An 11,444-nucleotide genomic window follows, 5' to 3' on the forward strand; every position below is an offset into this window, starting at 1 on the left:
CCTGGTACTGGTCTACCGGCTCGACACCAAGGGCCGGTTGGAGCCGCTCACCGACTCCGACACCTCGTCCGCGGGGATGCCCGGGGACAACGTCTAGCGCAGGCACGCCGGTTCGGCCGTCCGAGGGGGGCAGGCCGGCCGATGTCACCGACAGGAACGGCCGGGGCGGAAGGGCCTCGGTCGGCTTCGTCCGGGGGGCTGGAACTCGAACACGGAGTGTGCTGATGGACCGCTACCCGCCGATCGCCGAACACGGCCTGGTGGGCGACCTCCAGACCGTCGCGCTGGTCTCCTCCAAGGGCGTCATGGACTGGTTCGCCGCGCCCAGGGTCGACTCGCCCAGCATCTTCGCCGCCCTGCTGGACCACGACAAGGGCGGCCACTTCCACATCGGCCCCGATGCCACGGACGTCACACGCCCGGTGCCGTTCGGCGACCGGGTCGCGGAGCCGGGCGTCGCGGACGCCAGCCCGGTCGGCGCGCAGGTCCTGGACGCGGGCGCGCTGGAGCTGAAGGTCGGCCCCGGCCTGGAGGCGTACGACCGCGCGACCGGCGACCACCTGTGGTCCTACCGCCGCGAGGACGCCACCGCCCTGCACCTCGCCATGGCCGGCGAGAGCGCGGTCGTCGTCTGGGACGACGGACTGGTCACCTCGGTCCGCCCGAGCGACCACCAGGTGCGCTGGCACCGCGCGGTGCCGGGCCTGGCCGACTGGCTGCGCGCGGACGGCGAGCCCGGCGCCGCCGACCGCACCGAGGAGCAGAAGCAGGCCGTCGCGGTCCGCCGGGCCGCCGCCGCGCTGCAGACGGCCCTGGAGGACGAGCCCTGGGTGGCCGTCGTCACGCCCTCGCTCACCATGGGCTTCCGCGACCGCGACGGCGACCTGCGCTACAACTCCCGCCCGCCGCAGGGCTGCTCGTACGACCCGCTGCGCGCGGTGCACACCGACAACGCCGTCCTGGTGCCGCGCACCTGCGTCACCGGACCGAACACCGGCAAGCTGCTGCCCGGCGGCATCAACGGCTTCCGGCTGGCCGGCCGCGGCTGGCAGCTCAACGCCGGGCCGGAGGTCGTGCTCAAGCGCCTGGACGCCCACCGGGTGACGGTTGAGGACGGCCCGATCCTCGGCACCAAGGTCTTCGACACCCGGCGCGGCGCCCCGGAGACGGTCTGCACCAGCCCGCAGCTGCCGTTCGCGGCGGTCTCCCCGCAGGAGGGCTGCCCGGCGGGCTGAGCGGCGGTCCGGCCGGGCTGCGCCCGGCACAGCCCGGGGGGAATCCCGGCCGCCCGGTAGACTGGGCCGTATGGCTGTGTTCCTCGGGCATTAGGCGCCGGTCGGCGAGCATTCGAAGGCCCGCCGCCGCCCCGCCCTTCCGCCTGCATTCCGCCCGGCCGCCGGGCCCCGCCCCCGTCCCTGGAGAGACCCAGCCATGATTTCCGCGAACGCCCTGGAGCTGCGCGCCGGCGCCCGCGTCCTCATCGAGTCCGCGTCCTTCCGGATCGCCCCCGGCGACCGGATCGGCCTGGTCGGCCGCAACGGCGCCGGCAAGACCACCATGACCAAGGTGCTGGCCGGCGAGGGCCTGCCGGCGGGCGGCACGGTCACCCGCACCGGCGAGGTCGGCTACCTGCCGCAGGACCCGCGGACGGGCGACCTCGACGTCCTCGCCAAGGACCGCATCCTCTCCGCCCGCGGCCTGGACACCGTGCTCCGCAAGATGCGCGAGAACGAGGACCGGATGGCGAACGGCCAGGGCGCCACCCGGGAACGCGCGATGAAGAAGTACGCCAATCTGGAGACCGAGTTCCTCACCAAGGGCGGCTACGCGGCCGAGGCCGAGGCGGCGACCATCGCGGCCGCGCTGGGCCTGCCGGACCGCATCCTCAACCAGCCGTTGCACACCCTCTCCGGCGGTCAGCGCCGCCGTGTGGAGCTGGCCCGGATCCTCTTCTCGGACGCCGACATCCTGCTGCTCGACGAGCCGACCAACCACCTCGACGCCGACTCGATCGCCTGGCTGCGGGACTTCCTGAAGACCTACAAGGGCGGCTTCATCGTCATCTCGCACGACGTCGACCTGGTCGAGACGGTCGTCAACAAGGTCTTCTACCTGGACGCCAACCGCGCCGCGATCGACATCTACAACATGGGCTGGAAGCAGTACCAGCAGCAGCGCGAGGACGACGAGAAGCGCCGCAAGCGCGAGCGCGCCAACGCCGAGAAGAAGGCCGCCACCCTCAACGCGCAGGCCGACAAGATGCGCGCCAAGGCGACCAAGACCGTCGCCGCGCAGAACATGGCCCGCCGCGCCGAGAAGCTGCTCTCCGGCCTGGAGCAGGCGCGGGTCTCCGACAAGGTCGCCAAGCTGCGCTTCCCCGACCCGGCGCCGTGCGGCAAGACCCCGATGACCGCCTCCGGTCTGTCGAAGTCCTACGGCTCGCTGGAGATCTTCACCGACGTCGACCTGGCCATCGACCGCGGCTCCAAGGTGGTCGTGCTGGGCCTCAACGGCGCGGGCAAGACCACCCTGCTGCGGATGCTGGCGGGCGTCGAGAAGCCGGACACCGGCGAGGTGATCCCCGGGCACGGCCTGAAGATCGGCTACTACGCCCAGGAGCACGAGACCCTGGACCCGGACCGCACGGTGCTGGAGAACATGCGCTCCTCCGCGCCGGACACCGACCTGGTGCAGATCCGCAAGATCCTCGGCTCCTTCCTGTTCTCCGGCGACGACGTCGACAAGCCGGCCGGCGTGCTCTCCGGCGGTGAGAAGACCCGGCTCGCGCTGGCCACCCTGGTCGTCTCCAGCGCCAACGTGCTGCTGCTCGACGAGCCCACCAACAACCTGGACCCGGCCAGCCGTGAGGAGATCCTCGGCGCGCTGCGCTCCTTCACCGGCGCGGTCGTGCTGGTCACCCACGACGAGGGCGCGGTCGACGCGCTCCAGCCGGAGCGGATCATCCTGCTGCCGGACGGCGTCGAGGACCTCTGGAGCCCGGCGTACGCGGACCTCGTCTCGCTCGCCTGAGAGCAGGCCCGAGAGCAGGCCCGAATACCGCCCGAGTGCCGACTCCCGGCGCCGAGTAGACACCGGATCAGCCGATCATCGTAGAAATCCCGGTCCGACGAAGATCGCGGGAATGCGTCTTCCGGTGAATGCGTTGACGACGGCCCCGCTGCGATTCCGCGGCGGGGCCGTCCGTTCTGATCAGCCGATTCTCGCCCGGCGGCCGACGCCCGCGGGGGCGCGTGCACCCAGGGTGAGCGCCCTTGTGCACTGCGGGTACCACCGGCAGACTGCGCTTTCCCGGGACAGACCTTGTCGAATGGGTGGCCAGGAGACTGGCTATGGGTGATCATGGGAATCTGACCGAGCACAGCTACGAGGAGGCACGGGTGGCCGAGACTCTGAAAAAGGGCAGCCGGGTAACAGGTGCCGCGCGTGAGAAGCTCGCGGCCGATCTCAAGAAGAAGTACGACTCCGGGGCGAGCATTCGTGCGCTCGCGGAGGAGACGGGTCGCTCCTACGGCTTCGTGCACCGCATGCTCAGCGAGTCCGGGGTGAATCTCCGGGGCCGCGGCGGTGCGACGCGCGGCAAGAGCAAGGTGACTGCTGCAGCGGGTTCCTGACGGTTCATCAGACAAGACGGTTCCGTGCCGGACGGTCGGGGAGTGCCCCCGGTCCGGTCGCGGACGAGGAGTGATCCGGTGGTGGAGCAGCCGAGCCGGATCGGTCCCCGTGCGGTTGCCGGCGGCGCCCGAGGCGCGGCCGGCACGTGCGGACGGAGCGGCGGCCGGGTCTCCCGGGCCGCCGTTCGTCGTTTCCGGCGCGGCCCTGTTCGGTCGCCCCGGCTTTTGTTACTCTCCAGTAGCTCTACTGTCCCCCGCTGGAGGTAACCCCCCATGACCGCTCCCGCCGTCGGTACCGACCCCCAGGACTGGGCGCAGGTCGGCGTCCGCCTCGACGTCGAGGGCGAACTGGCGCTGGTCACGCTCTGCAACCCCGCGCGCCGCAACGCGCAGAGCCCGGCGATGTGGCGGGCGCTCGCCTCGGTCGGCCGCACCCTGCCCGGCACCGTCCGCGTGGTGGTGCTCCGCGCCGAGGGCGTCTCCTTCTCGGCCGGCCTCGACCGTCAGATGTTCACCCCGGAGGGCATCCCCGGCGAGCACTCCTTCCTCAAGCTCGCCGCCGGCAGCGACGAGGAGACGAGCGCCGCCATCGCCGAGTACCAGGAGGCCTTCACCTGGTGGCGCCGCCCGGACGTGGTCACCGTCGCCGCCGTCCAGGGCCACGCGGTCGGCGCCGGCTTCCAGCTGGCGCTCGGCTGCGACCTGCGGGTGGTCGCCGAGGACGTCCAGTTCTCCATGAAGGAGACCTCGCTCGGCCTCGTCCCGGACCTCGGCGGCACCAAGCCGCTCACCGACCTCGTCGGGTACGGCCGGGCGCTGGAGATCTGTGCGACCGGCCGCTGGGTCGGCGCCGAGGAGTCCGTGGCGATCGGCCTGGCCAACCTGGCCGTCCCGGCGGAGCAGCTGGAGGGCGCCGCCCGCGACCTTGCCGCCGCACTGCTCGCCGCGCCGCGCAACGCCGTCATCGAGACCAAGGCCCTGCTGCAGGGCGCCGGCGGCCGCTCGTACGACGAGCAGCGCAGCGCCGAGCGGGCCGCCCAGCACCGCCGGATGCGGGACCTCGCCGGCATCGGCGACTGACCGCAGCCGCCCCGAGGGCCCGGACCGCCACCCGGCGGTCCGGGCCCTCGGCGTTCCCCGGTCGGCGCCCGCTGCCCGGGCCGTCCCGTTCCGCTCCCGACGCGCGGCCCGTGCGGCGAAATGTCAGAGTTGGGCTGATTTGCGATATAGCTGGAGACGACACAGGAGACCCCGCCATGCCGCAGACCCCCACCCCCGCCGACCTGCAGAAGGGCCACACCGGGCCCGAGGAGACCACGCTCGCGTCCGAGCGCGGCCGCACCGCGCTCGCCGTCGGCGTGATCGAGAAGATCGCCGGGATGGCCGCCCGGGAGATCTCCGGGATCCATGCCCTCGGCTCCGGCTTCACCCGGACCTTCGGTGCCGTCCGCGACCGCGTCCCGGGCTCGAAGTCCGGCGCGGGCCGCGGCGTCAAGGCCGAGGTCGGCGAGAAGCAGGCCGCCATCGACATCGCCCTGGTCGTCGAGTACGGGGTGGTGATCCCGCTGCTGGCGGCCGAGGTCCGGGCGAACGTCATCGACGCCGTCGAGCGGATGACCGGCCTGGAGGTCGTCGAGGTCAACATCGCCGTCAACGACGTGCACCTGCCGGACGAGCCGGACGAGGAGGAGCCGGAGCCGGTCGGCCGCGTCCAGTAACACCCGCGGAGCACCACCCCAGCAGCACGCAGCACCGGGCAGCACCGTCTGCCGCCGGACACGAGGAGGAGCGGATGAACCTGGCGCTGGTCGGCCTGGTGGCCGGAATGGCCCTGGGCTTCGCCGGGTACTTCGGCGGTTTCGCCGCCTTCCTGCTGGTCGCCGTCCTCGGGGCGGTCGGCTTCGTCCTCGGGCGGCTGCTGGAGGGCGACATCGACCTCGGCGACCTGGGCGACCTCATCCGCGGCCGGGAGCGCCGGCGGTGACCGCCGCCGCAGCGATCCCCCCGGCCCGCCGCGGACGGCTCAAGGTCGCCGACCGGGTCTACGCCCGGCTCGCCGAACAGGCCGTCCGGCAGGCCCTCGCCGAGATCTGGGCGGCCCGCACGGCCCGCGGCAAACCGCCGCGGGCCACCGTGCTGGTGGTCGGCGGCAAGGCCAGGGTCACCCTCCACCTCGACCTGCCCTACCCGGCCGACCTCGCCGGCCTCTCCCACCTCTGCCGGGACGCCGCCGCCGGCCGGGTCGCCGAACTCACCGGCACCCCCGTCACCGAGGTCGCGCTGCTGGTCGAGCGCCTCGTCCCGGAGACGACCCGGTGAGCGCACCGCCGACCCCGCCCCGGCCGGAGGAATCCGAACCGGACAGGCCCGCGCCGTACGCCGCCGAGCCGACCGCGATCGCCCCGGAACAGCTCATCGGCGCCGGTGTCGCGCTGCCCGAACGCATCGGGCTGGAAGCCGAGTTGGCGCACCCCGAGGCCGAACCCGGCGGCGGCCCCGAGGAGTGGGGCCCGACCGTCCCGTACGAGCGCCCGCACCGGCCGCGGTCGGCGCGGACGGCCGCCACCGCGCTGGTCGTGACCTGCCTGCTGGTGCTCGGCGGGGCCGCGCTGTACGACGCGATCTCCGAGGGCACCGGACACGCCGCCCGGCAGTGGCGGGCCGACCTCGCGCAGGAGACCGCGACCCGCCACCTCGACGACCCCTGGGTGCTCGGCATCGCCGGCGGCGCCGTGGCGGTCGGTCTGCTGCTCTGCTGGCTGGCCTTCGCCCCCGGGCTGCGCCGCTGGCTCCCGCTGCTCCGGCCGGGCGCCGCGATCGACCGCGCCGGGGTGGCCGCGCTGCTCTCCGCCCGGGCCACCGGGATCGAGGGCGTCGAGCGGTGCACGGTGAAGGCGCGCCGCCACCGGGCCGTCGCCACCGTCACCGGCAGCGCCGAACCGATCGCCGTGGAAAGGGAGTTGAACGAGGAGCTGGCCGCGGTGCCGCTGCTCGGCCCGTACCGGCTGGACCTGCGGATCCAGCCCGTCCGCCCGGCCCGGCCGGACGACCGGCGGCACGGCCACCGCCGGCTCGCCCAGGAGGCACCCCGATGAGCATGTCCGCGGTGAACCGGACGATCCTCGCGGTCATCGGGATCGCCCTGCTGCTCGGCGGCCTGCTGGTGCTGGCCGGCGGACTCGACCTGTACGGCAGGCTGAACGCCACGATGCCGGACGGCTGGCCGCTCACCTCGCCGCACCAGCCGGTGCTCAGCGCCGCCACCCGCGCCGACTGGTCCGACCAGGCCTGGTTCTGGCCGGTGGTCATCGCCGTCCCGGCCGTGGTGGTCGTCGGCGCCCTCGGCTGGCTCTACGCCCAACTGCACCGGGCCGGCCCCAGCACCGTCACCGTGCCCGTCCCCGGCGGGGCGGGTGTGGCGCTGCGGATGCGCAAGCGCGCCCTGCAGGACGCGGTGGAGACCGAGGTGATCGACCTGCCGCGGGTCGACAAGGTGACCGTCCGGGCGAGCGGCGCCTCGCACCGGCTGCTGCTGCGGTCCACCGTGCGGCTGGAGCCGGGCGCCGACACCGCCCGCCTGGTGCGGACCCTCGACGACGGACCGTTGGAGAACGCGCGCACGAGCCTCGGACTCGCCGAACTCCCGTGCCGCCTCAGGCTCACGGCGTCGGTCCGGCGCCGCAGCGCCGGACCGAAGGCCCGCCGGGTGGTCTGAACACCCGTACCGGTGAGCCGACGTGAGCGTCCGTCAGAGTCCGCGCAGGGCACCGCCGTCGACCGGCACCATCACGCCCGTCAGATAGGAGGCGGCCGGGGAGAGCAGGAAGGCCGCGACCTTGCCGAACTCCTCCGGGGTGCCGTAGCGGCCGAGCGGGATCGCCGCGCTCGCCCGCGCGCGGGCCGCCGACGCGTCGCCGCTCAGGGCGTCCAGCTCGCGCACCCGGTCGGTGTCGATCCGGGCCGGCATCAGGCCGACGACCCGGATACCGCGCGGGCCGAGCTCGTCGGCCAGCGACTTCGCGGCCATCGCCAGACCGGGCCGGAGCCCGTTGGAGATGCCGAGGCCGGAGATCGGCTCACGGACGGAACCGGACAGCACGAAGCCGATCACGCCGCCCTCCGCCAGCTCCGCCGCAGCCGTCCGGGCGATCCGCAGCGCACCGAGGAAGACCGACTCGAAGGCGCCCCGCCAGGCCTCGTCCTCCGCCCGGAGCACCGGGCCGGCGGTCGGCCCGCCGACGCTGATCAGCACGCCGTCGAAACGGCCGAAGCGCTCGCGCGCGGCCTCGACCAGGAGGCCCGCGGTGGCGGGATCCCCGTTGTCGGCGACCACGCCGTGCGCGTGCTCCGGCCCGCCCAGCTCCTTCACGGCCGCGGCCACCGATTCCTCGTGCCGGCCGCTGACCACCACCCGGGCGCCGTCGGCGACCAGTTCACGCGCGGAGGCCAGGCCCAGGCCGCGGGTGGCACCGGTCAGTACGTACACCTTCTGCTGAAGTCCGAGATCCATGCGCCCATCCTCCCCGGTCCGGGCCCGGGGCGTCGATCGGGTCTCGCCTCGCGGCGCCGGGTTGACGCGGGGGGAGAACTTAGGGAAACCTAACCTCGCTTTCGCCCTCCCCCCACCCCCACGGAGCACCACCATGCCTGAGTCCGACGAGCTCGCCCCGCTGTCCGGGACAGTCGCCCGTTGCCTCCTGGTGTCGGTCGGGCTCTGCGTGCTCTGGGCGGGCAGCACCTGGACGGCCGGCCACGTGCGGACCGACGCCTCGCTGCACACCGTCGCCCTCTTCGTGCACCTGGTGGCGCTGGTCGTCGGCTTCGGCGCCGTGCTCGCCGTTGACTACATGGGCGCCCTGTGGCTGCTCGGCCGCCGCACCCTCGCCCAGGCCGTGGAGTCCACCGGCCCGCTGCACGTACCCGTCTGGGCCGGTCTGGCCGGCCTCACCGCCAGCGGCATCCTGCTGGAGCCGCAGCTCGACTCCCCGCTGACCCGGGTCAAGCTGCTCCTGGTGCTGCTGATCGCACTGAACGGGGTGCACGCCACGGCCCTGACCAAGCGACTGGAGGCCGCGGGCCCGGGTCGCCCCAAGCGGCGGCTGCTGGTGCGCGGCGCCCTCTCCGCCCTGGTCTCCCAGCTCGGCTGGTGGGGCGCCCTCGCCATCGGCTTCTGGAACACCCGGCACTGACGCACGAGGGCAGGTGCACCTGCCCGAAGGCAGCCCCCCGGCGCCCCTGGTGTGCTGTCCCGCGCCCCCGGTGGTCTACGCGGGGGCGAGCTCCCCGGCCGAGGCCGCCGCGGCGGCCTCCTCGGCGCGTTCCTTGGCCTCGCGGCGGGCCAGGATCACCAGGCCGACCGGGAGCAGGCCGGCGAACAGCCACCACTGCACGGCGTACGCCATGTGCGGGCCGATGTCCGAGTGGTTCGGCTCGGCCAGCAGCACCGGGGAGCTGCCGACGGCCGGGGTGGCGGAGGCCAGCTCCAGGTAGCCGCCGAGCACCGTGGCGCCGGTGGCCTTGGCCTGCTGCCCGCTGTTGATCAGCTTGTACTGGCGCTCCGGCAGGCCGCCGCGGTCGCGGATGCCGCTGCTGGCGGTGGTCTCGTCGGCCCGCAGCCGGCCGGTCACGGTCACCGGCCCGGCCGGCGGCGCCGGCACCGCGGGGTAGCTGGCGGCGTCCGTGCCGGAGTCCACCCAGCCCCGGTTGACCAGCACCGAGCCGCGGCCGTCGGCGAGCTTCAGCGGCGTGACGACGAAGTACCCGATGCTGCTGCCGTCCGGTTCGGTGCGCCCGCGGATCACGAACTCGTGCGCGGTGTCGTAGGTGCCGGTGGCCGTCACGGTGCGCCAGGTCAGGTCGCCGGGCACGGCGAAGCCGGGGGAGGACAGCGAGTCGAAGGCGACCGGCGCCGCCTTCAGGCTGCGGCCGATCAGCTCGTTGCGGGCGACCCGGGCCTCGTGCCGGTGCAGCTGCCAGAACCCCAGACGGATCATCACGGGGATCAGCAGCAGCACGGTCAGCGCGATGACCGCCCAGCGCCGGGACAGCAGAAATCGGTACACACCCGGCACGCTACGCCCTACTGATCCGCGGGCCGGACACCGGGGTGGGGTGCGACCTCCCGCAGCAGCTGGAGGAAGGCGTCCTCGCCGACCACCGGCGTGCCGTGCTCGCGGGCCTTGCGGGCCTTGCCGCTCCAGCTGCCCGGCTCGTTGGTGACGAGCAGGCTGGTGAGCCGGCTCACCGAGGTCGCGATGTGCAGGCCGGCCTCGATCGCGCGGTCCTCCAGCAGTTCCCGCTCGGTGGCGGTGTCGCCGGTGATCGCCACCCGCATGCCCTGGACCAGCGGGGAGCCGTCCTGCCAGCGGCCCGGGTTCGGGTACGGGCAGGCCGGGCGCTTGCGGCTCGGGCGGTAGGACGACGACCAGGACGTGCCGCGGGCCGGCGCGGGGGAGTCCTCGCCGAGGTCGGTGACGGCCACGCAGGCGGTCAGCGGCAGCGGCACCCCGAACTCCCGGGCCAGCTGCAGGCTGGGCCGGAACGCCTCGGCGAGCACCCGGGCGTCGTCCAGCGCGTTGTGCGCCTGCCGCTGCTGCACCCCGAAGTGCGCGACGAGCGAGGACAGCTTGCCGTTGGGCAGCGGCAGGCCCAGGTCGCGGGAGAGCACCATGGTGCACAGCCGCTGCTCCACCGGGACGTGCAGCCCGGCCCGGGCGAACTCGCGGGCGATCATGTTCCAGTCGAAGAGCGCGTTGTGCGCGACCATGATCCGCCCGCGCAGCCGCTCGGCCAGCTCCTCGGCGATCTCGGGGAAGGTCGGCGCGTCGGCCAGCATCTCGGCGGTCAGGCCGTGGATCCACACCGGCCCGGGGTCGCGCTCCGGGTTGACCAGCGTGTACCAGTGCCCCGTCACCTCGCCCTGCGCGTCCAGCTGGTAGACGCCCGCCGAGACGACCCGGTCGGTGCGGCCGAGCCCGGTGGTCTCGACGTCGACGACGGCGAAGCCGGTGCCGGCCTCGGCGGCGGGGCGGGGCGCCGGGAGGGCCGCGGGGGCCGCCAGGCCGTCCCACGGGGACTGGATCGCATGCATGGTGCACCACTCTAAGGCCGACCGGCGTCAGGGCCGGGCCGATCGGCGGCGGGCGGTGGCCCGGGGCCGCCCGGAATAGAGTGGTCGTCGGAGCGGTCGTACATCCTCGCGACCCTCTCCGGTCGTCAGCACCCCGACGTACCACCCCCCACCCGTAAGGAAGCTCCATGCGCGCCACCGTGATCCACGGACCCAACGACATCCGGATCGAGGAGGTGCCGGACCCGGTCGTGCAGCGGCCGACCGACGCCGTGGTGCGGGTGGTGAACGCCTGCATCTGCGGCAGCGACCTGTGGGCGTACCGGGGTGTGGCGTCCCGGGTGGCCGGCCAGCGGATCGGCCACGAGTTCCTCGGCATCGTCGAGGAGGTCGGTTCCGACGTGACCGGATTCACGCGCGGCGACTTCGTCGTCGCCCCGTTCGTCTGGTCCGACGGCACCTGCGACCACTGCCGCGAGGGCCTGCACACCTCCTGCCCGCAGGGCGGCTTCTGGGGCGAGGTCGGCTCCGACGGCGGCCAGGGCGAGGCCGTCCGCGTCCCGTTCGCCGACGGCACCCTGGTCAAGCTGCCGAAGGAGGCGGCCGGCGAGGAGAAGCTGCTGCCGGGCCTGCTCGCCCTCTCCGACGTGATGAGCACCGGCCACCACGCCGCGGTCGCCGCGAACGTCCGGCCGGGCGCGACCGTCGCTGTGGTCGGCGACGGCGCCGTCGGCCTGTGCGGC

General features: G+C 74.0%; 13 protein-coding genes and 1 pseudogene. 11 read left to right on the forward strand and 3 right to left on the reverse strand.

Annotation, left to right across the window (positions count from 1 at the left end; translation table 11 throughout):
- Positions 1-224: 224 nt before the first annotated feature.
- From ABZ641_RS15415 to ABZ641_RS15455, 9 genes and pseudogenes are all read left to right on the forward strand, one after another.
- Positions 225-401: pseudogene (locus tag ABZ641_RS15415) on the forward strand (trehalase-like domain-containing protein); the annotation flags it as partial.
- A gap of 1,030 nt (positions 402-1,431) precedes the next feature.
- Positions 1,432-3,030, forward strand: coding sequence for a ribosomal protection-like ABC-F family protein (gene abc-f, locus ABZ641_RS15420; protein WP_344621928.1), 1,599 nt, complete (start codon positions 1,432-1,434; stop codon positions 3,028-3,030).
- Positions 3,031-3,398: 368 nt separating this feature from the next.
- Complete coding sequence (locus tag ABZ641_RS15425; protein ID WP_030266747.1) at positions 3,399-3,632, forward strand: helix-turn-helix domain-containing protein; 234 nt, start codon at positions 3,399-3,401, stop codon at positions 3,630-3,632.
- A gap of 273 nt (positions 3,633-3,905) precedes the next feature.
- Complete coding sequence (locus ABZ641_RS15430; RefSeq protein ID WP_344621927.1) at positions 3,906-4,712, forward strand: enoyl-CoA hydratase/isomerase family protein; 807 nt, start codon at positions 3,906-3,908, stop codon at positions 4,710-4,712.
- Between the two features lie 176 nt (positions 4,713-4,888).
- Complete coding sequence (locus ABZ641_RS15435) at positions 4,889-5,350, forward strand: Asp23/Gls24 family envelope stress response protein (protein WP_344621926.1); 462 nt, start codon at positions 4,889-4,891, stop codon at positions 5,348-5,350.
- A gap of 74 nt (positions 5,351-5,424) precedes the next feature.
- Complete coding sequence (locus ABZ641_RS15440) at positions 5,425-5,616, forward strand: hypothetical protein (RefSeq protein ID WP_030266756.1); 192 nt, start codon at positions 5,425-5,427, stop codon at positions 5,614-5,616.
- Entirely contained in the window at positions 5,613-5,951 is a 339-nt protein-coding gene (locus ABZ641_RS15445) for a hypothetical protein (protein ID WP_344621925.1), read from the forward strand. The genes ABZ641_RS15440 and ABZ641_RS15445 overlap by 4 nt, the downstream gene beginning before the upstream one ends.
- On the forward strand, positions 5,948-6,727 hold the full coding sequence (locus ABZ641_RS15450) for a DUF6286 domain-containing protein (protein WP_344621924.1): 780 nt from the start codon (positions 5,948-5,950) through the stop codon (positions 6,725-6,727). Before ABZ641_RS15445 ends, ABZ641_RS15450 begins: the two co-directional genes overlap by 4 nt.
- Positions 6,724-7,347, forward strand: a complete 624-nt coding sequence (locus ABZ641_RS15455; protein WP_359982168.1) for an alkaline shock response membrane anchor protein AmaP — start codon at positions 6,724-6,726, stop codon at positions 7,345-7,347. Before ABZ641_RS15450 ends, ABZ641_RS15455 begins: the two co-directional genes overlap by 4 nt.
- A 33-nt stretch (positions 7,348-7,380) precedes the next feature.
- Here the strand turns inward: ABZ641_RS15455 and ABZ641_RS15460 are convergent, their stop codons facing one another.
- Entirely contained in the window at positions 7,381-8,142 is a 762-nt protein-coding gene (locus ABZ641_RS15460; protein ID WP_344621922.1) for an SDR family oxidoreductase, read from the reverse strand.
- 133 nt (positions 8,143-8,275) lie between these two features.
- Between ABZ641_RS15460 and ABZ641_RS15465 the strand changes: the two genes are divergently transcribed.
- Positions 8,276-8,821: a hypothetical protein gene (locus tag ABZ641_RS15465; protein ID WP_359982171.1), complete on the forward strand. Its 546-nt coding sequence runs from the start codon at positions 8,276-8,278 to the stop codon at positions 8,819-8,821.
- Positions 8,822-8,896: 75 nt separating this feature from the next.
- Here ABZ641_RS15465 and ABZ641_RS15470 read toward each other — a convergent pair whose 3' ends face one another.
- Positions 8,897-9,694: an SURF1 family protein gene (locus ABZ641_RS15470; RefSeq protein WP_344621920.1), complete on the reverse strand. Its 798-nt coding sequence runs from the start codon at positions 9,692-9,694 to the stop codon at positions 8,897-8,899.
- A 17-nt stretch (positions 9,695-9,711) separates the two neighbouring features.
- Complete coding sequence (locus ABZ641_RS15475; protein ID WP_344621919.1) at positions 9,712-10,722, reverse strand: DEDDh family exonuclease; 1,011 nt, start codon at positions 10,720-10,722, stop codon at positions 9,712-9,714.
- A 167-nt stretch (positions 10,723-10,889) separates the two neighbouring features.
- On the opposite strand from ABZ641_RS15475, the gene ABZ641_RS15480 reads away from it, so the two are divergent.
- The coding region (locus tag ABZ641_RS15480; protein ID WP_359982174.1) for an alcohol dehydrogenase catalytic domain-containing protein at positions 10,890-11,444 on the forward strand (555 nt) is incomplete at its 3' end.

Source organism: Kitasatospora sp. NPDC007106 (genome assembly GCF_040634455.1).
Taxonomy (GTDB): Bacteria; Actinomycetota; Actinomycetes; order Streptomycetales; family Streptomycetaceae; genus Kitasatospora; species Kitasatospora arboriphila.